We start from the raw sequence: 25,219 nt of genomic DNA on the forward strand, positions 1-25,219 counted from the left end.
AGAATTACAGAATCTGTTGCAATTCCTCAATAGTATTTGCAGTGACAATATTCCGTAAAATTGTTTTCAAACGCTCTAAATCCTGAATCTGGTTAATTTCTGGCATCAATTGTAAGCCGCGATCGCTAAATTTCAACTCTAAATTAATTTCAATCGCAGAAAGTATTCCTCGTAGTTCCCCGCTTGCTTTCCCGCGTTCTTCTCCACGCGCTTCCCCGCGTGCTTCCCCTTCGCGTAAAATTTCCTGATACCAAGGTGACTCACGTAATACAGACATATCCCACCTCATGATTTCTTGAACGAGCGTGTTCTCTAAAACAAACGTAGCAAAAAAAGCTAGAACTGTTTCCAGTTGGTTTAGTTGTTCATCAGCACGGAGGATTTGCAATGCTTCTCTAATAATAGATTCATTTTCACCACCTTTGAGAATGGGTACAAATGGTAGTAAGGATGGTAAAGGTTGTTGAAAAGCAATATTGACATCAATTTCCCACAGATTAATTACTCGATAATCTTGTATCGCCCTTAATCCTGCAATATTTGATGTAAAGCTTGTGGGTATTTCGTTGTTACCAGTTTTAAGAATATTGATCAGGACGGGATATGTTGGTAAGTTATATTTTTCTTCTGCAAGTGCAGCATAAGCACGCATCCGACGTGGCATTTGGGATTGATAGCGTAATTGCAATTCGTTGAGAAGCAAAAATTCTCCGTGTTGGGGACTACTAACACGGATTAAAACATCACTTTCCCGGCTAATCCACTGAAATTCACTATTTAGAATTTCCCCAGCAACAATATCAGGAATCTGCGTTACCCATCTTACCCAGTTATTGGGTGCGAGACTGATTAATTTTTTGGTACTGACATCAGCAGGCTTCGTCATTCAGGTATAGATGCACTCAGTAAGTGAGATTTATGGTAACTTGAAATTTAGCATTACACGCAAAAAATGTTTATCAAAGCGCATCAGTGAAATTTAAGCAGACAAAATTTTTATAAAATCTTCTAAAGAATTTACTGCGATCGCGCTATCCATTAAAATTTCTAATTGCTCCACACTTTCACCCTCAAGCCTTGCTTCTACCTCATGAGAAATTTCGCCAAAGCGTTGTTCCAATACTCGGATTAACTGCCGTCGCGCACCCTCTTGAATACCTCTTTGCTCAATCTCGTGATACCAAGGCGATTCTCGCAATACTGCCATATCCCACCTCATGATTTGCTGCACTAAAGGTGTGTCTAAAACAAAGCTAGCAAAAAACGCCAGCAATGATTCTAATTCGTTCAACTGTTTATCTGTTCGTAGCGCCTGTAGTGCGCGTTGCACAACTGATACCTCTCCCCCTCCTCGCAGGATTGGCACAAAGGGTAACAACGATGGTAGTGGTTGCTGAAACACTATTTCGGCATCGATTTCCCACAAATTAATCACGCGATAATCTTGGATGGCACGTAATCCCAAAAATTCCTGTTCGTAACTATTGACAATAGTTAAGGTGGATGGGGGCGGTAAAATGTTGATTAGTACTGGGTAAGTTGGCAATCGGTAGCGTTCTTGTGCTAGAGCAGCATAGGCTCTCATCCTTAGAGGCATCTGTGCTGTATAACGCAGTTGTAGTTCATTTAATACGAGAAAATCTCCGTCAGTGGCACTATATGCCTTCACTAAAACATCTGTCTCCCGGCTAATCCAGTGAAATTCAGAACCGAGAATTTCTTTCGCCACAACTTCAGAACGCTGTGTCACCCACTGTACCCAAGCATCGGGAGCTAAATTAATTAGTCGCTTGCTACCAATATCTGCTGCTTTTGCCACAGGACGCTTAATATATTTATCAGTAATTAATCGTACATTATAAAGATTGCAGTATTCTGGCGTTGGTTTTTAAGTTTAAGCAATGTCTACGATAGGGTACACTGATGCACTCTTTTAAGAAATCTATGATTGATGTATGTTAGGTTTTGAATCAATATTTCTGGATGTAAACCGCCGATGAAAGCCGATAGTAGACCAAACTATACAATTTTAGAAGTTCAAGAGCTTGATGTTAATTATGGCGGTATCCAAGCTCTAAAAAAGATTAATTTAATTATTCAAAAAGGCGAGGTAGTTACTCTAATTGGTGCTAATGGTGCTGGTAAAACTACTACACTCCGCGCCATATCTAAAGTAGTTAATTCTAAGAGTGGCGTAATTTTATATAATGGACATAATATTACCCGCCGCCAAACTCACGAGGTTGTACAACTTGGTATTGCCCATTGTCCTGAAGGACGTAGAGTATTAGCGCGGCAAACAGTATTTGACAATTTACTTTTGGGTGCTTATATTCGCTCCAACCAAGCTGAGATAAAAGCAGATATTCAGCGCCAATTTGAGCTATTTCCCCGCTTGTCACAAAGACGCAATCAACTAGCAGGAACCCTCAGTGGTGGCGAACAACAAATGTTAGCGATCGCACGCGCTGTCATGAGTAAACCACAACTTTTACTGTTAGACGAGCCTAGCTTAGGTTTAGCACCTGCGATCGTCCGGGAAATCTTCTCGATTATTGAAAATCTCCGTGCTACAGGCGTGACTATTTTGTTAGTTGAACAAAACGCTAATCTGGCGCTGCAAATTGCCGATCGCGGTTATGTTTTAGAAGCTGGTTCTATTACTTTAACAGGCGCAGCATCAGAATTAATTAGTGATGAGCGAGTTAAAAAAGCTTATTTAGGGTAATTAATTAAATGAAACTTTTGGAGATACAAAAAGATGATAAAATCACTAACTAAAACCTTTACTTTAGAAGAATTTTTAAAGCTTCCAGAAACAAAGCCTAGCTCAGAATACATCAACGGTCAAATTATTCAAAAGCCAATGCCTCAAGGAAAACATAGTATTCTTCAGGGTGAACTAGTCAGTAATATCAATTCTGTAACCAAACCTCAAAAAATTGCCCTTGCATTTCCAGAATTGCGATGTACTTTTGGCGGACGTTCAATTGTCCCTGATATAGCTGTGTTTGCTTGGGAACGGATTTTATTAGACGAGCGTGGAGAAGTGGTAAATGTCTTTAAGACATCTCCAGACTGGACGATTGAGATTCTTTCACCCGATCAAAGCCAGACTAAAGTAACTGGAAATATTCTACATTGTTTAAAACATGGTAGTCGCTTCGGTTGGCTAATTGATCCAGATGAGCATTCTGTTTTAGTTTATCCACCAAAGCAGCAACCAGAACTTTTACAAGAAGAACAAGAAATATTACCAGTTCCAGATTTAGTGAACGGCTTTCAATTAACTGTAGGGCAATTATTTGGATGGTTAAAGTTATAAGCAATTGTAGAAATTCATATTTATCTTAATCTTATTGGATTTGTGAGAATTGCAACCCAGAGATCCCCGACTTCTTTAAGAAGTCGGGGATTTTGTTTCTGCGCGTTTGATTCAGGATTGCTATACCAATTGTGATGAATAAAACTACACTAACGCCGCTTATAACTTTTCCAAATAATTTATATTATTAATAATTATTACGATTTTTGTCTTATATTAATATTTGCAGCCCTCCTTGCAGATATCTATATATTTGTTTAGCGGCGAATTCTATTCACCGGAATCATTAAACCCATGAGTCAAATAGTCTGGATAGCAAGACACGCTAACCGCCTCGATTTCGTAAACCCCGATTGGTTTCTCACCGCCGAACGACGCTACGATCCACCTTTGTCTGATGATGGTATGGTACAGGCACAGCAGTTAGCTAGACGATTGAAAAAAGAAAATATTGGTCATATTTTTGCTTCCCCTTTCCTGCGAACCGTACAAACGGCAAACGCAGTTGCAGAATTGCTCAACTTGCCGATTAAATTGGAAACAGGTTTGAGTGAATGGCTAAATCCAGCTTGGATGACAGAAGAACCCGAAAGACTTTCAGCTCCAGCATTAGCAAAATTATTCCCCAGAATTGACACCAGCTATACCTCGCGCATCGCCGCCAAATATCCTGAAACTCACGAAAAAGTACGAGAACGTTCTGGGCAAACTGCCAGATGTTTAGCTACTGAGTTCTTCCCAGAGGATATCCTGCTAGTGGCACACGGTGCATCTGTGTTGGGGGGAGCAATGGGGCTGGTGGGGGAAATTGCCAAAACAGAAGTCAAGGCTTCTTTATGTTCATTGGTAAAAGTAGTACGCGAAGATCCAGAATGGTTATTAGAACTAACGGGAGATACTTCCCATTTAACCCACATAGAAGAAGTTATTCGATTTGCTTAAACCTCTGATAGAGATTTGTGTTCATAGGTTCTGCTAGGTTGGGTATATCCTACAAATAAAGTCATTAATCCGCAAATAAGTTCTATGACATTGTTACTAGCAGGAGACATCGGCGGTACGAAAACTATTCTGCGATTGGTTGAAACATCAGATTCACCAGCTTTACATACTATTTATCAGGAAAGTTATCACAGTGCTGATTTTCCCGATTTAGTACCCATAGTGCAGCAGTTTTTAATCAAAGCTAATACACCAATACCAGAAAAGGCTTGTTTTGCGATCGCAGGGCCTATTGTCAAAAATACTGCCAAACTTACCAATTTAGCCTGGTACCTAGATACCGAACGTTTAGAAGAAGAATTGGGTATCCCACATATTTCTTTAATTAACGACTTCGCCGCCGTTGGCTATGGCATTTCAGGTTTACAAAAACAAGACTTGCACCCGTTGCAAGTTGGGAAACCTCAACCCGAAACCCCGATTGGAATTATTGGTGCTGGTACTGGTTTAGGGCAAGGATTTTTAATTAAGCAGGGAAACAACTATCAAGTTTTTCCTTCAGAAGGTGGACACGCTGACTTCGCGCCTCGGAACGAAATCGAGTTTCAACTGTTGAGATACCTGTTGGGTAAACATGATATCCAGCGCGTTTCTGTGGAACGGGTGGTTTCTGGAATGGGAATTGTGGCGATTTATCAATTTTTGCGCGATCGCAAATTTGCCACCGAATCACCAGATATCGCCCAAATCGTTAGAACTTGGGAACAAGAAGCCGGACAAGAAGAGAAAAGTGTCGATCCCGGTGCTGCTATTGGTGCAGCTGCACTAGAAAAACGCGATCGCCTTTCCGAACAAACCTTGCAATTATTTATAGAAGCTTATGGTGCAGAAGCCGGCAATCTCGCCCTTAAACTCCTACCTTATGGTGGCTTATACATTGCTGGTGGGATTGCTCCCAAAATTCTCCCCTTAATTCAAAATAGCGGTTTCTTGTTAAACTTCACCCAAAAAGGCAGAATGCGCCCCCTCCTCGAAGAAATACCTGTGTATATTATCCTCAACCCGCAAGTGGGGCTAATAGGTGCTGCTTTATGTGCTGCTAGGTTATAACAGCTAGCATCATCAGTGAGATTAGCATCTCAAAAGGTAAAACTTATGACAGTTAAAAGTCTGTTGCCATTAATCGCCGCCACCTTTATCTGTGGTGGTTCTATTCTCGTGGAAGCGCGTCAACCTAAACCTCCGGTGGTTGTTGTCAAACCAGCCGTCCCTAAAATCGTGCAGCCACAATGGAAGGTATACACCGCTCCAGATGGTCGCTTTACTATTTTGATGCCGGGAAGACCCAACAGAAATACCGAATTCCAAAAAACTTATATGGGGGAAATTGCCTTAGAAATATTTGCCGCACAACCGCCAAAACAGGAAGTAGCATACATAGTTGTTTACAACGATTTTCCTTATAGTTATGGTAAAATAACTGACCCACAAGCTGTACTGAATAATGCACGAGATATGGCTTTAAAGACTACGAAAAGCAATTTAATTAGTCAAAGAAATATTCGTAGTTATAATAATCATCCTGGCAAAGAAATTGAGTACATCAATTCTGGAGGAAAAATCACTAAAAGTAGAATGTATGTTGCCGAAGGAAGGTTATATCAAGTAATGGCAATAACTACAAAAAAACAGCAGAAGACATTAGCTAAAACTATTACTGGGTATTTAAATTCCTTCAATTTAGTTTTGAAAAAGTGACTTGAAGAAGAATTCAGAAGCCAGAATTCCGAAGTCAGAATCAAGACGCGACGCTCGTTCCTCTCTACGAGACGCTGTGCGAACGCTAACGGTGCGCTATCAGTCGTGGGTCTGAATCCCCGACTGATTGAAGACTACGAGGTCTTAAACCCCTAGATTCAGACGCTCCAGGATGAGCTAACGCTGCGCTATCCACCAGCGATGCACTGAGTTTCGGCTACGCTCAACTACCGCCGGTCGTTGTGTCGCACAAAATACCCAACTGAATTCTGACTCCTGACTCCTGAATTCTGTTTCGATAAAAAATCTTGGATTTTCGCTAATAAAATTTTTCCATTGACTCCTAAATTCTGCTCTATTTTAATTATTTAATTTTTTAGCTCATTTTATACAATTTATACGCTACTCAACCGCTTACTCAAACATGATTTCTAACGCTAGGATGTCATGATAAAAATTGTTAGCAAAATTACACGCAACCAAGTGAAATAAATGGCTGATATTATTGATCGTGCCGTTAACGCTGGTTCTTTTAGCACCCTAGTTGATGCAATCAAGGCTGCCAATCTCATAGATACTCTCAAAGGGGTTGACTCGTTTATCGCCTCTGCATCTACAGATCAAGCATTCGCAAAGCTTCCAGCCGGTACTGTAGAGACATTGCTTGAAAATATTAATAAGATCCAGGAACTCCTGACGTATCACGTCGTTTCCGGTAAGGTGATGCCCATAAAGCCGATTGAAGGTTCAAGTTTTAAAATTGACCCTTTCAATAGTTTCAATGCAGATTATAATTCACAGTTTCAAAATCCGATGCTGCTGATGATAACTGTGTCATCCACATCATTGTTGATTCCTCGATAAATATATAGATAGATAGCGAATCAATACGGTTCAGTTAAGAGAAGAGACGCGATAAATCGCTGTCTCTACAAAGGAATGCCATTTATCGTGTCTTTGTGATCTATAACTTTCATCAAAAAACTTTATCCGAACCGTATTGGATGGCGAATAACATCTGTGAGGTAGAAACTATTTATAGTCATTACCTCATTACTATCTATATATATTTTAAGTAGCTCAAATTTTCTTAGATAATTAGACCTCTATCCTAAGCTCGACTTTATCCAAAATTAAGAGGTTGTTTGAAAAGTGGTTGACTGTGATTTTAGGCACTAACTGATCCCCCCTAGCCTCCCTTAAAAAGGGGGAAACCGGAATCAAAGTCCCCCTTTTTAAGGGGGATTTAGGGGGATCTATAATGTTTTGTTACCGAGAAGAAAACTTTTCAAACATCCTCTAAGAACTTGGCTTTCTTTATTCGGCAAAAACCCTGGCTTTTTGGCAAATACTTTTTCTATATCACTGATTATCGATCAAGTCCAAAAACTAAAACTAGCTTCCTACAAAGGTTTAATGGTCAGGTTTTGGGTTTCGTAAAAATGGATAAAGTCGAGCTAAGAGGATGTTTGAAAAGTCTTCTTGTCAGCATCAAATAGTTTTAGATCCCCCTAAATCCCCCTTGTAAAGGGGGACTTTGATTCCGATCCCCTCTTTTTTAAGGGGGGTTAGGGGGATCAATAAGCACCTAAAATCGCAGCCAACCACTTTTCAAACAACCTCTAAAAAGAGAGAGGCTTTGAATTACCTGTAAGGAAACATGGAGAGCTATATTTCACTCTTTTAAAGTTGTTTCACTTAGGCAATACCACTTGGTTAAGAATATTAGTAGGTTGGTTTTTGTTCCTAAACTCAACCTAAATATTTTACTTTCTAGGTTTAACCAAGAAGTATTACAGTATTATTTATCTTCAAATTTGCCTGATAAATAAAAACAATATCAGCTAAATAAATCCAAAAATCAAGTGTTTGCAAATGAATCATTTATTAACGAGACAAAATAATTTTATTACTGGCTCTAGCCAGAATAATATATCTACAGAAATAAGTCAATCTATGAAGGAAAAGTATACTTGTCTTTGCTGTTCAAATGCTTTACTACGTCACGTTAATTCAGGGGGAGCTTACTGGCGTTGTAGCTCCTGCTATCAAGCAATGCCAGTGTAGAAAACAGAATCAATAATGTCCTTAATCAAGTTAAATCAATCATTGGTATCTCTCATGAATTTATTTCAATCTAATCAATCAGAGTTTGCCTGGTGGGTAGAAATTAATACTGCTGTTCCACGCTGTACTTATTACTTTGGCCCTTTTGATAGTGAAAAAGAGGCACAACTTTATAGAAGCGGCTATGTTGAAGACTTATATCAGGAAGAAGCCAGAGACATCATTGCGCTAGTCAAGCAATGTCAGCCTGATGATTTGACGATTTTTCATGAGAAAGCAGAAGTCCAAATATCTAGTTTTTGAAGCCCATCTCGCAGATATTTTGCTAAAAGGGGTTTTTCAATAATATAACTGGTTGCATAATTTTGAGGTATAAGCTCTACTACTTGCTTAAGCAAGTTTAGGAAGTCTTCTGCTTGTTCACTTAATGCAGTTCTACCAAGCCACATCAAAGCTATTACCTCTACTTTTTCTTCTTCGGAGAATTCATGAATATATTTTTGCAGGATATTTATTGAACATCTCCCTGTAATATTTAAATCCTCTAAATAATAAGACAATTTATCTATAAATGTTTCTGGTTGGTTTGTTCTCCCATAACCCATTGTTCCATAGATTAATTCAGCCATCTCAATAATTTTATATATTTTGTTAATTGACAATAAACTCATATTTTTTATTAGAATTGGAGTCAATAAGAAAAAATGTAACAATAGAAAAAAATTAGCAATTTATGTTGCCAAAACCTTATGGATACATAGAGAGATTGAGATGATATCTATATAGTGCAACTATGAACCATAATCAAGTAAGTAATTGCTAAATAACTCTTCAACTTCTACTTAAGCATTACAGATAAGTATTTGAATTCAGGTATTACCGAAAGCTTGAAATGTATAAGATAAGTGTATAACGTTTGATTTCGACGCAAAACTTTAAAAAGCTGAGAGTATCTCTGGGGTTTTGTATAACTTTAAACGAATAGAATGGTAGTATCACACAAAATCTATATAATTGCAGATATTAATAAAAGTTAAAGTCAATGATTTGAACATCAGAGTTTTTGTCTATGGTCAAGCGATCGCTCCAAGCATCACTCATCGGTATTGAACAGGCTAAAAGAGCATTTGCTCTCAAGGGGTGGACTCAAGACAATTTGTCAGCCGAAGTTAACCTCAAGACTAGACAACCGATTTGGCGATTTTTTAGTGGTCGTCCAGTTGAGCGTCATACTTTTATTGAAATTTGTTCTGTATTAGAACTGAATTGGCGGGAGATTGCTAGCAATCCACCGGCAGAATTCATGGAACTAGAAGAATACGGCCGGCCCCCCGTGCTGGATATTGATGGCTTGGTGGAAAAAGTGCGATCGCAACGCTTCGACAAAATTCAAGACCAGTGTGGGATTTTGCAGTTATTGGATATCAGCCGTCCCGTTGCGATCGATGACATATATATAGACGTGAATATTTTGGAGGAGATTGCCAGTCAACAGTGGTTAGAAATCACTGCGCTGCAAAACCTAGATCCCAAACAATTTGACCGTTTTGGCTTAGGTGAGGCCGATCAAAACCAGATACCTGGTACACAGGCAGTTGAAACATACTCTAAGCTCAGGGTACTAGGCAAACCTGGGGTAGGTAAAACCACCTTTTTACAATATCTCGCCATTCAATGTAACCAAGGCACATTTGCAGGGAACTTAGTTCCGATCTTCATTACCCTGAGAAATTTTGCTGAAGAATCTAAAGTCACCAACGAGTTCAGCCTATTAAAATACATCCGCCAGGAGTTCCTCACATCTGGAGTTTCCGATTCCTCTGCTATAGAAACTTTACTTAGTGCAGGCAGAGTCTTAATTTTGCTTGACGGTATGGATGAAATTCTTAACCAACAAAGCAATACTGTCTTAAGCGAAATTCGCAGGTTTTCAGAAAAATATCACAAAAATCAGTTTGTGGCAGCCTGTCGAACAGCATCTCAAAAACTCAGACTCCGAGGCTTTACCGATGTTGAGATTGCACCGTTTACCTCAGAACAAATCATCGCCTTTGCTCAAAAATGGTTTGTGGCCTTTACCAAAACCAACATTCAAGACGGTCAAGCGCTGTCCGTTCAGTTTGTTGAGAAGTTGGACTTAGATGAAAACTGGCAATTTCGCCAACTCGTAGTTACACCCCTATTTCTGCATCTTGCTTGCTGGGTGTTTCACGGTCAAGAAAAATTTCCGACTAAGCGGACTGACTTTTATAAGCAAGGTTTAGACCTTCTATTGGGCAAATGGGATGAAGCCAGAGGTATTGAACGTGATGAAGTTTACCGAGGGTTTTTATTACCACAAAAGCTCAAGTTATTGAGTCAGATTGCAGCAGCGACATTTGAGCAAGGTCAGTACTTTTTTGAGCAACGCATCGTTGAGCAATACATTGGTGACTATATTCAGAATCTGACCAAAGCGCCAATGGATGCCGAAGAACTGCAAATAGAAAGCGAAGCAGCACTGAAAGCAATCGAGGCTCAACATGGGCTACTAGCAGAACGGGCGCGGGGAATTTTTTCCTTCTCCTATCTGGCGTTTCAAGAATACTTTACAGCAAGAAAAATCGTTGCCAGCCATAATCTAGAGGCATTTGGGGAAGCTTTAGAAGGATTAGTTAGTCACATTACAGACCCGCACTGGCACGAAATTTTCTTGTTAACAGCTACCATGCTCCGAAGTGCAGACTCTTTAGTACAGTTGATGAAGCAACAGATTGATGCACTGGTTGGCCAAGACCCTTATTTACAAGAATTTTTGACCTGGGCGAGCCAAAAATCTCGTACTATTCCCAGCCAAGCAAAAGAGGCAACAACTCGAGCCTTTTACCTTGCCTTAAGTCGGACTCCTCACATAGCTTCTCACTTTGCCCTAGCCAGCAGCCTCGACCAGGGAATGTTTCTGGATACGGCTTTAGATGACCTACTGCTCGAATGTGCAATTGATGGGAGCCAGGACTTTGCCCACATCCACGCCTGTGGAGATGCTCTCTCAAACATTTTGGGTATAGTTCTGGATGTTGGACTTCATAAATCCCTACAACAACTCTCTGACCAATTGCCAAGTTCTCGTCAAAATCAAGAACGGCTTAGGCTATGGGGGCAGACAAACTATGCAGCCTGGGCTGAACAGTTAAAGATGAAGGTCATTAATTATCGCAACATTAACCACCAGTGGCAGTTTAGCACCGAACAACAACAAGTTTTGCAACGATACTACGATGCCAATAAGTTACTACTCGATTGTCTGCATAGCAATTGTGAAGTGACGGCTGCTATCAGGCGAGAAATTGAAGCCACCTTATTGTTACCTCAAAAGGAACTTGAGGACAGGGAATGGCAATAATCCTTTTGGTTAATTACGCAAATAGGTAGTTGCCAAATTAGTTTTCATTACGTTTTGTGTCATAGTCAATCAACTAATTTAGTAAATCAAACAACACTTTGCCATATTACAGAAAGTTTTTCATTTAATTTCTAGCAAAAATCCTTCTTTCGGTACTTTTCTTTGTAACCACTCTTCTCCTGAAACAGAAGCTGCGCGTAGCTTACTTAGATTGGTACGGAAACGTTTCCAATGAATGCGCCTTTTGACCAAATCAACTTGAGACACGATAGGGTCTCTAAGAGTTGCCCAGTAGAATTTCGCATCTCTACTTACTCATTTTCAACCCACTTTGCACTTAGAGCTTTAATGGCAGGTCTTGTTATGAATTTAATCAATGGCTTTTGCTTGACAGATGGGATACTCAAAGGTGTAGAAGTACTCGTTGTAGACAACGATCGCGATAGTAGAGATTTGTACGCATTTTTACTCAAAGACCAGAGTGCAAATGTGATTACTGCTGGTTCAGTAAAAGAAGCTTTAGAAATCCTGAGTTGGTTCACGCCCAACATCCTTGTCTGTGAAATTAGGTTTTTGGGTGAAAGTATTTATACATTGCTAAATACATTGAGTGCTATGGAAGCAGACAATGGAAAGCATATCCCAATTATTGTGACTTCAACATCTACCACAGGTACTCATGACCTAATTCCAAATGTGGAGTTTGAAAAATATTTACTTAAACCATTCGACCTTGACAAATTTGTTTCTATGATTAGAAATCAAGTACAGGAAGATGTGTCACAAAACTTTTGCCCCGATGTATTAGTTTTACACTAGTAGTTCGCCAAGTGAACTTGGCGGGGTAAAGGGTAAAGGGGAAGGGGGAAAGGTTTCAAATCCCTTACCCCTTACCCCTTCCCCTTTACCCAGCCATCACGCAGCATTTTTGGGTTGGCAGACTACTAGTACACTGTAGCGGAAGCGTATTGCCCGATTACTAAGCACTTCTCAAAGCCACAATTGGGTCGAGTTTAGCAGCGCGACGTGCAGGAACAACACCAAAGAATAAACCAATACCACCAGAGACACCAACTGCCATAGTAATTGCTACAGGAGAAAGACTTGCTTCTAAGGGAGTTAAGGCTCCCACTAATAGAATGCCACTGATACCAACCGCAGTCCCAACTAAACCACCAGCTGCGGAAACTATTACTGCTTCAATAATGAACTGTAGCAAAATATCTTGCTCAGTTGCCCCGATCGCTTTTCTCAATCCGATTTCTTGGGTGCGTTCGGTGACGGAAACTAGCATTATATTCATAATGCCAATGCCGCCGACAAACAAAGATATCCCTGCGATCGCTGCTAGCATAATTGTCAATGCACCTGTGATTTGACCAACAGTTTGCAAAGCATCCTTTTGAGAGCGGATAGTAAAGTCATCTTCACCATTAATTTTGTGCCGTAGACGCAGCAAATTAGCAATTTGAAATTCTGCTGCATCCACGCTCTCTGAATCACGAGCGGCAGCAACGAGATAATCTAAAGCAATGCCATAAGGAGAATTCTTTCCCACAAGTCGGTTGGCTGAGGTTGTGATTGGTATGAGCGCTGCATCATCATAATCTGCTCCCACGCTGGAACCTTTGGCTATTAATATCCCAATCACTTGAAAGCTAGTATTTCCAATTCGCAATTGCTGACCGATAGCATTACTATTACCGAATAGTTTTTCTGCCAAGTCTCCACCTAAGACAACGACTTGGTTACTTCGCTTCATGTCTACCTCGCTAAAAAATCTGCCTTTAGCAGTTTCAAAATCCCGCACTGATAAGAAGCTGGGAGTTGTACCAATGATGTTGACATCAGTGTTTCGGTTGCTATATGTAACTACCTGTCTCCTGTTTAACTCTGGCGCAACTCCTACTACTGTTGGTACTTGAGAAGCGATCGCATCGGCATCTTGTAACACCAGAGTTTTTGGCACTTCAAAGGAGATACGCTGAGTTTCTCGATTACCTGGCAGTATAAACAGCACATTTGGCCCTAATGACTCTAGCTGTTTATTCACATATTTTTGCCCACCTTCGCCAATGCCAATCATGGCAATTACTGAGGCATTACCAATAACGATACCCAACATCGTCAGGGCACTACGCAGCTTATTTGACAGCAGGGTTTTACCCGCCATTTGGACACTTTCTAAAAAATTCATGTCTTAATAATTACGAATTACTCTTTTCTTTCGCCTTCTCGATTTTGTAGTCTTTGGGTGGATTAACAAAAACGCGATCGCCTTCTTTAACTCCCCCTAATATCTGAGTTTGGTCTTGAATCTGTGCCCCAACTGTAATTTCGCGGAACTGGGGTTTATTCTTTGCATCTGGTACAAGTACGCCAGTTTGACCCTTTTCAGTGACAATTGACACCGTTGGTAGCACCAAAGCATTATTGACGCGATCGCCTAAAAAAGTCAGATCCACATTTAAGCCAGAACGCAGTTTATCTGTACCAGTATCAAGAGCAACCCGCACCTGGAAGGATGTCACCCCTTGTTCCACCACTGCTTCGGGGGCAATTAAGCGCACATGACCTTTAAAAACTTGATCAGGATAAGCATCAGCGACAATTTCCACCTGCTGTCCCGGTTTAATTCTGCCAATATCGGCTTCAGGAACTTGAGCTAATATTTCTAACCCACGTGCTACGGCAACAATTGAACTAGAAGTTGCCGATGCGCTAGTAGAAGCAGAAGTGGTGGGTGTCACAAAAGCACCAGGTTCGGCATACTTTTGGGTAACAATTCCCGAAAGCGGAGCGCGAATAATTGTATCTTCCAACTGCACTTGCACACCTTTCAATTGAGCTTCAGCACTGGCTACAGCCGCTTGGCGCTGGACAATTTCCTCAGAACGAGTACCATCTTCTAACAGTACCAATGCTGCCCGTGCTTCATTAACAGCTGCTTGACGTTGGTCGATTTCCTCAGTCCGAGTCCCACTTTGGACTAACGACAATCGTTTTTTAGCTTCTTCTAAACTGGCTCTAGCACTCTTGTCTTCGCTGATGGCTTGATCGAGTAATTGTTTTTTCTCTGCTCCCTCTTTATATAGGTATTGGTAGCGCTTTACCTGTTCGCTGGTGTAATTCACCTTTGCTTGAGCCGCATCCACTTGGGATTGAGATTGAGCAATCTCTTGGGGACGATTACCAGCCCTAGCTTGGGCTAACTGGGCTTGAGCTTGTGCTAACCGCGCTTTTGCTTGAGCGATTTCTTGAGGACGACTACCAGCAAGGGCTTCGGCTAATTGTGCTTGACTTTGGGCTAAGTTAGCACGATACTGACTCCTTTGAGCCTCAATACCTGCGCTATCCATGCGGGCGAGAATTTGCCCTTGTTGAATGCGATCGCCTTGTTGTACATATAATTGCGATAGCACACCGGGGTTCTTCGGACTAATATTTACGCTCTGAATCGGTACGACTTTACCGCTAGCTGTAATTCTCAATGTGACGTTTTTCGCCGCCACTGGCACAGTTAATTGAGCAATATCTTCTTTTTTCCCTTGATTCATCAGGGTGTAGGTTGTGATAGTACCAACAACCAAAACACCCCCTGTTATCAGCCCCATCAACCAGCGAAATGGATACTTAACTTTGCCAATAACAGGAATTTCTATGTGCGTAGCCATATCTAAAAGCCTAATTAATCTTGCTTTATGGGAGTAGCCTGTAGTTAAAGGGCGAGTACAGGAATGGGGAATTGTTAAAATTTTTCGATTAAATCTTTATTAATAAGCTAACAACTAGACGCATAATTAGCTTTATAGTTGCTTAATATTACTTCATGATAGGTGTTACATGTCTGTATGCCTTCACCTGAATGGGTGACTTTATACCATTTCTGTTTAAAATAGGTTGAGTGGAGTGGAGCGTAACCCAACATATATCAGAAGAGCGATCGCAACCAACTGCTACTAGAAACGGAAATGAGTTGAGCGAACAACACCCTGATGTCAAACAATTATGAGAAATAAACGCAGTTAATGCCAAGTTATAGGACGTTTGCCTTTGCTACGCTTACCTTTTATCAAGTTAAAGTGGCATCAGGTGTGTTGGAGATAAATATTCCTAAATGCATGTTACAACTTCTTACTTTTTGGTGGTAAAAAGCTAAAAAAATCTAATTATTATACTCATGTGAGCATTATTTTAATGCTTGTTAGGAGTATGAGTATGATTGCTAGTACCCTGCTGGAAGAAATAGAAAAGTATATCCCTATTGTGGGAGATATAAATATTAAGAGTCCATTTGCATACCAAGTAACTCGTGGGGCGGTTGAGGTAGTTAACACAGTCCAGATGGCAGTAGCAGAAGCTTATATCAACGGATTAGAAGTTCCTGATCCCGTTCTAGAATCGCTTTTTGATACCTGTATGCCAATTTTCTTTCAGTATTTCCCATCCCTACTAGCACCGTATGAATGGGTAGGGAAGGGGGTTAGGGGGTTAGGTTTTTAGTGGACTTTTCCACATAACGTGAAAAGTCAGGGCAAGGAACAGACTTTTTTTCTGAGCCATCTGTCAATCAAAATATCAGACGGATGTCTTTGCTTTTGCCTTGAACACTGGGTTTTGAAAGTTGCGGTTTCTGGCGCGAGCAATAAGTTCTGGTTCAGAAGGCACTCTAACCTTTGACGCTAGCTTCAAGAACTCAAGGATTTTAATGAACCAAAATGTTGGGTCTGGAAGATAGGCAACCCGGCCTTCTCGCACAGTTATGCCATGCCGAGCTGACCCCTGGAATGCATGATGAAGATTATGCCAGCCTTCACCCAAGGTTAGAAATGCTACGAGCCAATGGTTCCGACTGTAATCATTAGTTTTGAACGGTTGCTCGCCCAGTATGTGGCTGAGTGAATTGACGGTGGCGACACAGTGGAAGAGGACAGTCGTGCTGAGGAAAAAAGCGCCGAGATATTCAACTCCACCAATGTAGTATGAGAACGCACCAAGAGCAAAGGTGGGAATGAAGTGCAAACGATCAACAATCTTCAAAACCACATTACTCTCAACATCAGTGGGAAGTTTCGAGGGAAAAAACTGTGGGGAGAATAGCCATCCAGCTTGAGACCACCAGAATCCTTTGATCCCCTTGAAAGGCATATAGGGAGAATGAGGATCTTTTTCATGATCTGAGCTTTGATGATGCTCCATGTGGTGAGCTTTCCACCAACTTGGCCCCATCTGTCCGGCTGAAGCAGCCACGATGCTTCCAACGCATAGAACTGAGCTTGGAGCCTGGTAGCTATTGTGGGTGAGTAGCCTATGATAGATGCCAGTAGTTGCAAGCATTCGTATTACATATAACAACACGGCCCACAAAACAGCACCCCACGATAAGCCAGTAACAATAATCAGTAATGATCCTAAATGACTCACCACGATCAAAGTAGGGCCTAGTATGTAAGAAATAATCGTGAGATGAGAGTACTGCTTCATTAATCTTCTAATGTCCTTAAGCTTCAAAATAAAAATGCACCACATTTTCGCCGCAGTCAAGCTTGCGGACAGCAGAACGCCCACCCTTGTCAGCGTTAGTACCTACACGCATATCTTGGCACAATTCGCTTGGAATATGAAAAGCAGTTTCAAACACAAGCAGTGGCAAAAAACCAGTGAAGAGTTTCTATAGCACAATCGGATTTGAGTTAAAATCTCTAATCCCGTAACAGCGAGTTGACCTGGAAAATGTCAAAATTAAATGAGTTTTGCGTAGGCGCATTCGCGCAGCGTCTCGTAGAGAAGCGACTTTATTAGCGCAGATTTGAGATAACTTAGTTGAAATTTATGGGCAAGCAACGTGTTCTTTCTGGAGTTCAACCAACGGGCAATTACCATCTAGGTAACTACTTAGGAGCCATTCGCAACTGGGTAGAAGGTCAGAGTGAATACGAAAATTACCTCTTTGTGGCTGATTTGCACGCGATTACAGTACCACACGACCCGAAACAGTTGGCAGCTGATACCTACACTCTTGCTGCTCTCTATCTAGCTTGTGGTCTTGATTTAAATCACTCCACTATCTTTGTACAATCTCACGTTTCAGCCCACAGTGAACTCACCTGGTTGCTCAACTGCATTACACCTCTAAACTGGCTGCAAGACATGATCCAGTTTAAGGAAAAAGCTGTTAAACAGGGAGAAAATGTGAGTGCAGGTTTGTTGGATTACCCAGTCTTGATGGCGGCTGATATTTTGCTTTACCAAGCGGATAAAGTACCAGTGGGTGAAGACCAAAAGCAACACTTGGAATTGACAAGGGATATTGCAGCTCGGTTAAATCACCAATTTGGTAAACCAGATCAGCCAGTTCTAAAGTTACCAGACCCTTTGATTCGTAAGGAAGGGGCAAGGGTGATGAGTTTAGCGGATGGTACACGCAAAATGTCGAAGTCCGATCCTTCGGAGTTAAGCCGAATCAGTTTGCTCGATTCACCCGAACAGATTCAATACAAGATTAAGCGTTGTAAAACCGATCCGATTCGTGGGCTGACTTTCGACGATCCAGCACGTCCAGAGTGTAATAATTTGTTGACGCTGTACACATTGCTTTCTGGGAAGAGAAAGGAAGATGTAGCAGTTGAGTGCCAGGATATGGGCTGGGGACAATTCAAGCCATTGTTGACAGACACAATTATTGAGTCCTTGAAACCAATCCAAGAAAAATACCAAGCGGTAACGGCAGATAAAAGCTATTTGGAGTCTGTATTGCGGGATGGGGGGGAAAAAGCTAGAGCGATCGCAAATCAAACTTTATCACAAGTAAAAGCTGCTTTAGGCTACTCGCTTCCTCTCTAAGTTTTCGCTTTTAGGTGTGATTTGCTATACCATTTAAGAAATTGAAATTCTTAATTTTATGTATCACACCCATAGCCACACAGCCTTTCGCAGAGCTGTACAAGCAGGTGAATTTCTAGTTACCGCCGAGGTAGCACCCCCGAAAGGGGGAAATCCAGCGCACATGATTCAAATGGCGGCGACTCTTAAGGGAAGGGTTCATGCTGTCAATGTTACTGATGGTAGCCGCGCCGTGTTACGGATGTCTTCGTTACTCGCGTCGGTGATTTTGTCACAAAATGGTATAGAGCCGATCTGTCAAGTTGCTTGCCGCGATCGCAACCGCATTGCTTTACAAGCTGATTTAATGGGCGCTCATGCTTTAGGTATTCGTAATATTTTAGCTTTGACTGGCGACCCAGTAAAAGCAGGCGATCATCCAGATGCTAAAGCAGTGTTTGACTTAGAAGCGGTGCGACTGCTGCAACTAATTCGAAAGATGAATCAAGGGGTTGATTACAACGAAAAACCTTTGACTGATGGAGCGCTAGATTTATTTGTTGGTGCAGCAGTAGATCCGCAATGTAAAAGTTGGTCGGGTTTACAAAGTCGATTTGAACGCAAAATCGAAGCCGGAGCGCAATTTTTTCAAAGTCAGTTGATTACCGATTTTGAGCGCCTAGAAAAGTTTATGGATACCATTGCCTCTGGCTATAAAAAACCGATTTTGGCAGGAATTTTTCTGTTGAAATCGGCAAAAAATGCCCAGTTTATTAATAGATGTGTTCCAGGTGTCAATATTCCCCAACATATTATTGATAGATTGGCAAAAGCCAAAGAGCCTTTTGAGGAAGGGATAAAAATTGCCGCCGAACAAGTGCAGATAGCACGGCAATTGTGTCAAGGTGTCCATCTGATGGCAGTAAAGCGGGAAGATGCGATCGCACCAATTTTGGATTTGGCTGGGATTTCTCCAGTTAATCAGTTGGTATCTAAGTAAATGAGATAATGGATTTTTTTATTAAAGCAGATGATTGTGACTATCTGCTTTTTTTGATGCGTAATCAGACGTGCATACACGATTTTTGATAAACTTTGAATATCCAATTTCCGCTTGACTAAATCCAAGTGCAAACTGACAAAATATTTTATAGCTTATTTCAATCTTTCCCCAGCATATTTTTTGCAATAATTGGCGATAATACTGTCAACGTCAACGCATATCAATTTGTTTCAGTCGAACTAAAAGAAACGGCTTTTAGGATTGATGGGGTATTCATGCCCACAACTGAAACCACAAATCAACCACTCTACTTTGTTGAAGTCCAGTTTCAATTAGACCCGACTTTTTATAGACGCTTCTTTGCAGAAATCTTTCTTTACTTGCGTCAAAACGAATCAGTCAATTTTTGGCGTGCTGTCGTCATCTATCCACAACGAAGTTTAGATCCAAGCGATCAACTACCGTATCAATCGCTGCTAAACAGTTCACAAGTGCAACGCATTTATCTAGATGAATTAGATACGGCGGAGAACTCACTTCAAGTTGCGATCGTTAAATTAATCATCGAAAGAGAAGAGACAGCCGTTGACAAAGGTAGAGAATTGATTTTACAAGCAAGGCAACAGCTAGCGGATGAAGCAACCAGGAAGCAAATTGTAGAATTGATAGAGACTATCCTGTTGTACAAATTTACCCGGTTAAGCCGAGAGGAGTTAGCAGAAATGTTGGGTATAGACGACGAATTCAAAAAAACAAGGATGTATCAATCTATCAAGCAAGATGGCTTGGAGGAAGGTAGACAGGAAGGTAAACAGGAAGCTAAGTTAGAAGCTATTCCCCGGTTATTGGCATTGGGGTTGAGTGTGGAACAAGTGGCGGTGGCTCTCGATTTAACGGTGGCGCAAGTACAGCAAGTAGCCCAGAATCAGTCTGGCTGATAGTGGGCGATTGTCTGAGTATTGCGCTTTATCTCTGGAAACACCGTGCTATATATTTCTTAAGCAAAGTGTGCAAGATATCAGTTAAAAAACTGGGTTACATCTTACCGTGTTGCAGCACTTGTTGTAGATGTTGGCGAATCTCTTGTGCGTGTTCAATATCAGATTGGCGCAATTTTTGGAACAACTCTACACAAGGCTGAGAACCTACTTGCTCTGCATCTTTGATGTAGGCATCGTAGGCTTTAACGGCTTCAGCTTTGTTGTGCAAAACGGTGACAAAATCATACTCCAAGTCGCTAATCGCTGTTTGAGACTGTCCGTTACCTGTATTTGTAGCCATTGCTTGATCCTCTTTTAGAATTTCTAATTAACTTTATACTCACCCTTAAAGAGCGATTCATCTTCCAAAAAGAGTATATTTCAATACGTCGGAAGTACCTTGCGAGTGTAGGTTATAGTATTCAGTGCGTAGGCGTAGCCCGTCGTAGACATCGCTTTCCAATTACCTCAGCCTTATTCAATCTCGTTTTTCCTTTACTGGTACGCAAAAAATAAGATCCCTGACTTATTAAATAAGTCGGGGATCTGCGGGTTCCAATTCTCACCAATCAAATAGAATTGCCATACTGCTAAAGAATTAGATTTGAAACTCAGAAATAAGCAAGTCGTAAGCAGCAAGTTAGAGTTTTACTGGCTCTACACATCTAAGAGGATATTTTATTAGTCAACATATAAATCAGGAGATAGGACAGACAAGGGAGAAAATTCTACCTCATCTCCCCACTCCCTATTTTCATTAGAATTTAGCCAAGCGGTTTATTTTCATCACATTGACGTGAATACTGGAATTCCAAATCATTTTGCCGTTCCCTACCTCCTCTATACACAACCGGACAAAACTTAGTGTTAGCGCTCATACAATCCATGTGTGGAGTTTTAGCACAGACTACGAGTAGTCCACCCAGAACAAATAACAAACCACAAATTGCAAGCGTATTAACCCAAGAAATTTCCAGCGCTCCATGAACTACTATTTCTCTTAGTAGAGATACAATTGTTACCTCAACCGCTACTCCCACAGAGATACTATGTTCTTGCAAGTAGACCATTAATAGCCGAAATAACTCGACTAAAATTAACACAAATAGTATTTTTGCAGTCACGTGTTTATAGTCTAGTGGCTGCATGAGGGCGATAGCTATTCCCCACAATTGGATCAGCATGACGGCAAATAAACCTAAACACAAGACAATCACAATCAAGTCTTGAAAGGCTTCCATGTTGCGAACAATTGAGTGCCGATCAAGCCAGCGATCGCTAAATAAAAATCGACTTTTCTGGCGCTTTTGCATGTACATTTTTCCAATCGGGACAAGTTCAGACAACACCAGCGAGTCAGCCCAATAGTTTTATGTTATGCAATATTAAGCGTTTGCGCCTCAGCGAGGTTTGTAATTTAAATTTTGTGCTTGTTGCAACAATTGCTCGGCATTTTTCGCCCACTGAGGATTCTTCTGAGAATTATATAAATCTCTAGCAAATTGCAATACTTGCACTGCATCTCCATATTGCTGTAACTGCATAAAAACTAACCCTGCACCATAATAAGCATTGGGATAGTTAGAGTTAGCTTCGGCTGATTTTCTAAAAGCTTCTAATGCTTCTTGTAACTTGTTTTGCTGAAACCAAATCGAACCGAGATTGTAGTAAGCTTCTGGATATTTCGGATTAATTTTTACTGCCTGATTAAAAGCATCTCTTGCTTGATCGAGCTTGCCTTGTTGAAGATAACACATCCCTATATGGTAAGGAGGCTCCGGTGCATTTTTGCTATATTCTATGGCTTTTTTAAAAGATGCGATCGCTTTCTCACAATCTCCTTGCTGCTCTCTTACTAACCCAAAATTATAGTGGGCAAATCCTAATTTTGGATCGAGTTCTAACGCTCGTTGCAAATAATCGTTAGCTAACTGTAAATTATTGCCTTCTAACAACGCACCACCTAAATTAGCAAAAGCTGGAGCAAACTTAGGATCGGCTTGCGTCGCTCGATAAAATGCGTCCGCAGAGGGTTGTAATTGTCCTGTTTGTCGGTATGCTAGCCCTAAATTATAGTACGCTGGTGCTAATGTTGGATCTAACTTGGCTGCTTGTTTAAAGGCTGCGATCGCATCTTTTACTTTGCCCGCCTGAATTGCCTGTAAACCTTGATTTAGCCAGTCTATGGCTGTTTTCCCATTAGATTGTGCCAGCTTTGAAGGGACAGACCCAGAGAGAGAAAGAGAAGGCGAGGGAATGCTAACAACCAACAAAGTCAAACTGACTAACCCTGCTATGGGATATTTAGAAAATGATAATCTCATTGATTTTCTGATTCGCAACACTTTCAGTTAAATTTACTTCATAAAAAGTTATTTATAAAAATTTTAGATTCGCTATTAATCTTTACTAAGATTAACTTTTATTAAGCTAAATCTTACGACAGGCTACAATTTTTTTAACTTTCGATTAAAAGAAGGATAATAACAAATTAAAGAAGGGGTAATTTTGACTCCAGAGAACCATTTTTTGATCAAATAGAATTCAGGAGTCAGGAGCCAGAATTCAGAATGAATTCTGTACGACACAACGACCTGCGGTAGTTGAGCGTAGCCGAAACTCAGTGCATCGCTGGTGGATGAATAAATCGGTTTAAGACGCTCGCGGACTCGCTACTGTCTTGATTCCGAATCCTGTTAGCGCTAGCGGGGCGTTTAGCTCATTCAGAATAGCTGGATTCTTCTTCAACCCTTGATATATACGGAATCATGCGGTTATAAAAGACTTACCGCAAGGAGGATTTTATGAACGAAAAAGTAAAATCGGGTTCGCGGAATGTTGCAATTGTCGGGCCTTATTTAAGTGGAAAAACCACTTTACTAGAAAGCTTGTTATTTGTCACAGGGGCAATTTCTCGCAAAGGCAGCATTAAAGACAGCAATACAGTGGGAGATAGTGCTGCCGAGTCGCGCGATCGCCACATGAGTGTAGAAGTCAGCGCCGCTAGCACTGAGTATAACGGCATTTGCTTCACTTTTATTGACTGTCCGGGAAGCGTAGAATTTGCCCAAGAAACGTACAATGCTTTAATCGGAGTGGATGCGGCAATTGTAGTTTGCGAACCCATCCGCGAACGAGTCCTCACCCTCGCCCCTCTATTTAAATTCCTGGACGATTGGGAAATTCCCCACCTCGTCTTCGTCAACAAAATGGATCGGGCAAATATTCACGTTTTAGAAACGTTACACGCCCTCAAAGCAGTATCTAGCCGTCCCCTGGTAGCACATCAATATCCCATCATGAACGGGGAACAACTCACCGGCTTTATCGATATGGTGAGCGAACAGGCATATAAATATCATCCAGGCGCACCTGCTGACCCCATCCCCTTCCCCGAAAGTTTAAAAGAAGAAGAACATGAAGCACGGGCAGAAATGCTCGAAGCTTTAGCAAATTTTGACGACCATTTACTTGAAGAACTTTTAGAAGATATCGAACCACCCCAAGAGGAAATCCTTAAAGATTTAAAAATGGAATTAGGGGCAGATTTAGTAGTCCCCGTTTTCTTTGGTGTGGCAGAACAAGATTATGGTGTTAGACCTTTATTAGAAGCCTTGTTACGGGAAGCACCTGAACCAGAAGCCACAGCAGAACGTCGTTTAAAAAACTTAAAAGGTGATACACCTCTAGCGCAGGTATTAAAAACTTACTACACTCCCCAAGGTGGCAAACTCTCTCTCGTGCGTGTTTGGCGGGGCAAATTAACTGATGGCATTGTCCTCAATGGCATTCGTACTGGTGGAATTTACCGCCTCATGGGACAACAACAGCAGTTTGTTAACCAAGCTAATGCTGGTGAAATTGTTGCATTGAGCCGTTTAGAAGGAATCAAGACAGGCGATACAATCTCTATAGAACAACAGTCTGCAATAGAATTACCCAAAGCTACACAGTTGGAACCTGTGTATGCCCTCGCCATTACACCAGAAAAGCGTAACGATGAAGTGAAACTCAGCAGTGCCATTACCAAGTTATTAGAAGAAGACTGTTCACTTGCTTGGGAACAACACGGCGATACTCACGAAGTAATCTTGTGGGGTCAAGGCGAGATTCATTTACAAGTTACTTTAGACAGACTACGCCGCAAATATAACTTGCCGATGACAACCCATTTACCGCAAGTGCCTTACAAAGAAACCATTCGCAAAACGGTGGCTTCAGTTCATGGACGCTACAAGCACCAAAGCGGTGGTCATGGACAGTTTGGTGATGTTTTTCTCGATATCAAGCCCCTACCACGCGGTACAGGCTTCAACTTTAATGAAACCATTGTCGGCGGCGTGGTTCCCAAACAGTACATTCCTGGTGTGGAAATGGGCGTGCGGGAATTTCTCACACATGGGCCTTTGGGCTTCCCAATAGTCGATTTGGCAGTAACTCTGACTAATGGTTCGTATCACAACGTTGATAGTTCCGAACAAGCCTTTAAGCAAGCTGCGCGATTAGCAATGCAAACGGGGATACCCCAAGCAGAACCTACGCTGTTAGAACCAATTCTGCGGGTAGAAGTGACTACACCGAGCGAATTTACCTCCAAGGTGCTGCAACTGTTGAGTGGTAGACGGGGGCAAATTTTAGGCTATGAAGGTAGAAATGATTGGCAAGGCTGGGATAATGTCTCGGCATACTTGCCACAAGCAGAGATGCAAAACTTTATTGTAGAACTGCGATCGCTCACTCTCGGCGTTGGTTCCTTCCACTGGGAATATGACCATCTCCAGGAAGTGCCGGAAAAACTCGCCGAACGCGTCATTCACAGCAATGGCAATAGTGGTAACGGCAACGGCAAGTAATTTTGGATTTTAGATTAATTTAAAATCAACGCCCTGCACCTTTGAGTGCAGGGCTATTTTTTAGTGAATTAGGACTTACGCAAAAAC

23 protein-coding genes and 1 pseudogene are annotated in these 25,219 nt (G+C 41.3%); 14 read left to right on the forward strand and 10 right to left on the reverse strand.

The features are described 5' to 3' along the window. Nucleotides 1-4: 4 nt before the first annotated feature. Both GJB62_RS07795 and GJB62_RS07800 read right to left on the reverse strand, forming a co-directional pair. The gene (locus GJB62_RS07795) at nucleotides 5-886 is read right to left on the reverse strand and encodes a transposase (protein WP_114082601.1); all 882 of its coding nucleotides are present in this window, start codon (nucleotides 884-886) and stop codon (nucleotides 5-7) included. A 93-nt stretch (nucleotides 887-979) separates the two neighbouring features. Next, nucleotides 980-1,819 carry a DUF4351 domain-containing protein gene (locus GJB62_RS07800; protein WP_114082600.1) on the reverse strand — a complete coding sequence of 280 codons (840 nt, stop codon included), beginning with the start codon at nucleotides 1,817-1,819 and terminating at the stop codon, nucleotides 980-982. A gap of 177 nt (nucleotides 1,820-1,996) precedes the next feature. Between GJB62_RS07800 and GJB62_RS07805 the strand changes: the two genes are divergently transcribed. The 7 genes and pseudogenes from GJB62_RS07805 (at nucleotide 1,997) to GJB62_RS07835 (ending at nucleotide 8,395) form a co-directional block, all read left to right on the forward strand. Beyond that, the gene (locus tag GJB62_RS07805; protein ID WP_114082599.1) at nucleotides 1,997-2,728 is read left to right on the forward strand and encodes an ABC transporter ATP-binding protein; all 732 of its coding nucleotides are present in this window, start codon (nucleotides 1,997-1,999) and stop codon (nucleotides 2,726-2,728) included. A gap of 33 nt (nucleotides 2,729-2,761) precedes the next feature. Further along, nucleotides 2,762-3,325, forward strand: coding sequence for a Uma2 family endonuclease (locus tag GJB62_RS07810; protein WP_114082598.1), 564 nt, complete (start codon nucleotides 2,762-2,764; stop codon nucleotides 3,323-3,325). Between the two features lie 294 nt (nucleotides 3,326-3,619). Further along, nucleotides 3,620-4,267, forward strand: a complete 648-nt coding sequence (locus GJB62_RS07815; RefSeq protein ID WP_114082597.1) for a histidine phosphatase family protein — start codon at nucleotides 3,620-3,622, stop codon at nucleotides 4,265-4,267. 84 nt (nucleotides 4,268-4,351) lie between these two features. Continuing rightward, nucleotides 4,352-5,377: a glucokinase gene (locus GJB62_RS07820; protein WP_114082596.1), complete on the forward strand. Its 1,026-nt coding sequence runs from the start codon at nucleotides 4,352-4,354 to the stop codon at nucleotides 5,375-5,377. 45 nt (nucleotides 5,378-5,422) lie between these two features. Next, the gene (locus tag GJB62_RS07825; RefSeq protein ID WP_114082595.1) at nucleotides 5,423-6,025 is read left to right on the forward strand and encodes a hypothetical protein; all 603 of its coding nucleotides are present in this window, start codon (nucleotides 5,423-5,425) and stop codon (nucleotides 6,023-6,025) included. Between the two features lie 492 nt (nucleotides 6,026-6,517). Then, nucleotides 6,518-6,897, forward strand: a pseudogene (locus GJB62_RS07830) (fasciclin domain-containing protein). 1,249 nt (nucleotides 6,898-8,146) lie between these two features. Then, the gene (locus GJB62_RS07835) at nucleotides 8,147-8,395 is read left to right on the forward strand and encodes a DUF1816 domain-containing protein (RefSeq protein WP_163927710.1); all 249 of its coding nucleotides are present in this window, start codon (nucleotides 8,147-8,149) and stop codon (nucleotides 8,393-8,395) included. On the opposite strand, the gene GJB62_RS07840 is transcribed toward GJB62_RS07835, so the two are convergent. Further along, complete coding sequence (locus GJB62_RS07840; RefSeq protein ID WP_181852861.1) at nucleotides 8,359-8,721, reverse strand: DUF3775 domain-containing protein; 363 nt, start codon at nucleotides 8,719-8,721, stop codon at nucleotides 8,359-8,361. The two genes, GJB62_RS07835 and GJB62_RS07840, sit on opposite strands and share 37 nt — an antisense overlap. Nucleotides 8,722-9,161: 440 nt before the next feature. Here GJB62_RS07840 and GJB62_RS07845 point away from each other — a divergent pair, with 440 nt between their 5' ends. Next, on the forward strand, nucleotides 9,162-11,474 hold the full coding sequence (locus GJB62_RS07845) for an NACHT domain-containing NTPase (protein ID WP_114082591.1): 2,313 nt from the start codon (nucleotides 9,162-9,164) through the stop codon (nucleotides 11,472-11,474). 120 nt (nucleotides 11,475-11,594) lie between these two features. Here GJB62_RS07845 and GJB62_RS07850 read toward each other — a convergent pair whose 3' ends face one another. Beyond that, complete coding sequence (locus tag GJB62_RS07850) at nucleotides 11,595-11,741, reverse strand: hypothetical protein (protein WP_159402475.1); 147 nt, start codon at nucleotides 11,739-11,741, stop codon at nucleotides 11,595-11,597. 96 nt (nucleotides 11,742-11,837) lie between these two features. Here GJB62_RS07850 and GJB62_RS07855 point away from each other — a divergent pair, with 96 nt between their 5' ends. Next, complete coding sequence (locus tag GJB62_RS07855) at nucleotides 11,838-12,293, forward strand: response regulator (protein WP_242060624.1); 456 nt, start codon at nucleotides 11,838-11,840, stop codon at nucleotides 12,291-12,293. A 160-nt stretch (nucleotides 12,294-12,453) separates the two neighbouring features. Here the strand turns inward: GJB62_RS07855 and GJB62_RS07860 are convergent, their stop codons facing one another. Both GJB62_RS07860 and GJB62_RS07865 read right to left on the reverse strand, forming a co-directional pair. Then, nucleotides 12,454-13,671, reverse strand: a complete 1,218-nt coding sequence (locus GJB62_RS07860) for an ABC transporter permease (protein ID WP_114082589.1) — start codon at nucleotides 13,669-13,671, stop codon at nucleotides 12,454-12,456. 10 nt (nucleotides 13,672-13,681) lie between these two features. Beyond that, nucleotides 13,682-15,148 carry an efflux RND transporter periplasmic adaptor subunit gene (locus GJB62_RS07865; RefSeq protein ID WP_114082588.1) on the reverse strand — a complete coding sequence of 489 codons (1,467 nt, stop codon included), beginning with the start codon at nucleotides 15,146-15,148 and terminating at the stop codon, nucleotides 13,682-13,684. Nucleotides 15,149-15,692: 544 nt separating this feature from the next. Between GJB62_RS07865 and GJB62_RS07870 the strand changes: the two genes are divergently transcribed. Beyond that, nucleotides 15,693-15,977, forward strand: coding sequence for a hypothetical protein (locus tag GJB62_RS07870; protein ID WP_209271486.1), 285 nt, complete (start codon nucleotides 15,693-15,695; stop codon nucleotides 15,975-15,977). 75 nt (nucleotides 15,978-16,052) lie between these two features. Here GJB62_RS07870 and GJB62_RS07875 read toward each other — a convergent pair whose 3' ends face one another. Next, on the reverse strand, nucleotides 16,053-17,003 hold the full coding sequence (locus tag GJB62_RS07875; protein WP_348537526.1) for an acyl-CoA desaturase: 951 nt from the start codon (nucleotides 17,001-17,003) through the stop codon (nucleotides 16,053-16,055). Between the two features lie 303 nt (nucleotides 17,004-17,306). On the opposite strand from GJB62_RS07875, the gene trpS reads away from it, so the two are divergent. The 3 genes from trpS to GJB62_RS07895 all read left to right on the forward strand — a co-directional run bounded on the left by trpS (nucleotide 17,307) and on the right by GJB62_RS07895 (nucleotide 20,237). After that, nucleotides 17,307-18,317, forward strand: a complete 1,011-nt coding sequence (gene trpS, locus GJB62_RS07885; RefSeq protein WP_012411359.1) for a tryptophan--tRNA ligase — start codon at nucleotides 17,307-17,309, stop codon at nucleotides 18,315-18,317. Between the two features lie 58 nt (nucleotides 18,318-18,375). Then, nucleotides 18,376-19,296 carry a methylenetetrahydrofolate reductase gene (locus GJB62_RS07890; RefSeq protein WP_114082587.1) on the forward strand — a complete coding sequence of 307 codons (921 nt, stop codon included), beginning with the start codon at nucleotides 18,376-18,378 and terminating at the stop codon, nucleotides 19,294-19,296. 128 nt (nucleotides 19,297-19,424) lie between these two features. Then, a complete protein-coding gene (locus GJB62_RS07895) occupies nucleotides 19,425-20,237 on the forward strand; it encodes an Rpn family recombination-promoting nuclease/putative transposase (RefSeq protein ID WP_114082586.1) in 813 nt (270 codons plus the stop codon). Nucleotides 20,238-20,334: 97 nt separating this feature from the next. On the opposite strand, the gene GJB62_RS07900 is transcribed toward GJB62_RS07895, so the two are convergent. The 3 genes from GJB62_RS07900 to GJB62_RS07910 form a co-directional block, all read right to left on the reverse strand. Next, nucleotides 20,335-20,580 carry a hypothetical protein gene (locus tag GJB62_RS07900; protein WP_114082585.1) on the reverse strand — a complete coding sequence of 82 codons (246 nt, stop codon included), beginning with the start codon at nucleotides 20,578-20,580 and terminating at the stop codon, nucleotides 20,335-20,337. 463 nt (nucleotides 20,581-21,043) lie between these two features. Then, the gene (locus GJB62_RS07905) at nucleotides 21,044-21,592 is read right to left on the reverse strand and encodes a phosphate-starvation-inducible PsiE family protein (RefSeq protein ID WP_114082584.1); all 549 of its coding nucleotides are present in this window, start codon (nucleotides 21,590-21,592) and stop codon (nucleotides 21,044-21,046) included. 87 nt (nucleotides 21,593-21,679) lie between these two features. After that, entirely contained in the window at nucleotides 21,680-22,603 is a 924-nt protein-coding gene (locus GJB62_RS07910) for a tetratricopeptide repeat protein (protein WP_114082583.1), read from the reverse strand. A gap of 480 nt (nucleotides 22,604-23,083) precedes the next feature. Between GJB62_RS07910 and GJB62_RS07915 the strand changes: the two genes are divergently transcribed. Further along, nucleotides 23,084-25,132: an elongation factor G gene (locus tag GJB62_RS07915; RefSeq protein ID WP_114082582.1), complete on the forward strand. Its 2,049-nt coding sequence runs from the start codon at nucleotides 23,084-23,086 to the stop codon at nucleotides 25,130-25,132. The last annotated feature ends 87 nt before the right edge of the window (nucleotides 25,133-25,219 follow it).

The organism is Nostoc sp. ATCC 53789 (assembly GCF_009873495.1).
GTDB lineage: Bacteria > Cyanobacteriota > Cyanobacteriia > Cyanobacteriales > Nostocaceae > Nostoc > Nostoc muscorum_A.

Excerpts from the sequence above, each read along its gene's own strand:
- GJB62_RS07795 (WP_114082601.1), bottom strand. The coding sequence starts at position 886 with ATGACGAAGCCTGCTGATGTCAGTACCAAAAAATTAATCAGTCTCGCA.
- GJB62_RS07805 (WP_114082599.1), top strand. The coding sequence starts at position 1,997 with ATGAAAGCCGATAGTAGACCAAACTATACAATTTTAGAAGTTCAAGAG.
- GJB62_RS07810 (WP_114082598.1), top strand. The coding sequence starts at position 2,762 with ATGATAAAATCACTAACTAAAACCTTTACTTTAGAAGAATTTTTAAAG.
- GJB62_RS07815 (WP_114082597.1), top strand. The coding sequence starts at position 3,620 with ATGAGTCAAATAGTCTGGATAGCAAGACACGCTAACCGCCTCGATTTC.
- GJB62_RS07820 (WP_114082596.1), top strand. The coding sequence starts at position 4,352 with ATGACATTGTTACTAGCAGGAGACATCGGCGGTACGAAAACTATTCTG.
- GJB62_RS07825 (WP_114082595.1), top strand. The coding sequence starts at position 5,423 with ATGACAGTTAAAAGTCTGTTGCCATTAATCGCCGCCACCTTTATCTGT.
- GJB62_RS07835 (WP_163927710.1), top strand. The coding sequence starts at position 8,147 with ATGAATTTATTTCAATCTAATCAATCAGAGTTTGCCTGGTGGGTAGAA.
- GJB62_RS07840 (WP_181852861.1), bottom strand. The coding sequence starts at position 8,721 with ATGGCTGAATTAATCTATGGAACAATGGGTTATGGGAGAACAAACCAA.
- GJB62_RS07845 (WP_114082591.1), top strand. The coding sequence starts at position 9,162 with ATGGTCAAGCGATCGCTCCAAGCATCACTCATCGGTATTGAACAGGCT.
- GJB62_RS07855 (WP_242060624.1), top strand. The coding sequence starts at position 11,838 with ATGAATTTAATCAATGGCTTTTGCTTGACAGATGGGATACTCAAAGGT.
- GJB62_RS07860 (WP_114082589.1), bottom strand. The coding sequence starts at position 13,671 with ATGAATTTTTTAGAAAGTGTCCAAATGGCGGGTAAAACCCTGCTGTCA.
- GJB62_RS07865 (WP_114082588.1), bottom strand. The coding sequence starts at position 15,148 with ATGGCTACGCACATAGAAATTCCTGTTATTGGCAAAGTTAAGTATCCA.
- GJB62_RS07870 (WP_209271486.1), top strand. The coding sequence starts at position 15,693 with ATGATTGCTAGTACCCTGCTGGAAGAAATAGAAAAGTATATCCCTATT.
- GJB62_RS07875 (WP_348537526.1), bottom strand. The coding sequence starts at position 17,003 with ATGTGGTGCATTTTTATTTTGAAGCTTAAGGACATTAGAAGATTAATG.
- trpS (WP_012411359.1), top strand. The coding sequence starts at position 17,307 with ATGGGCAAGCAACGTGTTCTTTCTGGAGTTCAACCAACGGGCAATTAC.
- GJB62_RS07890 (WP_114082587.1), top strand. The coding sequence starts at position 18,376 with ATGTATCACACCCATAGCCACACAGCCTTTCGCAGAGCTGTACAAGCA.
- GJB62_RS07900 (WP_114082585.1), bottom strand. The coding sequence starts at position 20,580 with ATGGCTACAAATACAGGTAACGGACAGTCTCAAACAGCGATTAGCGAC.
- GJB62_RS07905 (WP_114082584.1), bottom strand. The coding sequence starts at position 21,592 with ATGCAAAAGCGCCAGAAAAGTCGATTTTTATTTAGCGATCGCTGGCTT.
- GJB62_RS07910 (WP_114082583.1), bottom strand. The coding sequence starts at position 22,603 with ATGAGATTATCATTTTCTAAATATCCCATAGCAGGGTTAGTCAGTTTG.
- GJB62_RS07915 (WP_114082582.1), top strand. The coding sequence starts at position 23,084 with ATGAACGAAAAAGTAAAATCGGGTTCGCGGAATGTTGCAATTGTCGGG.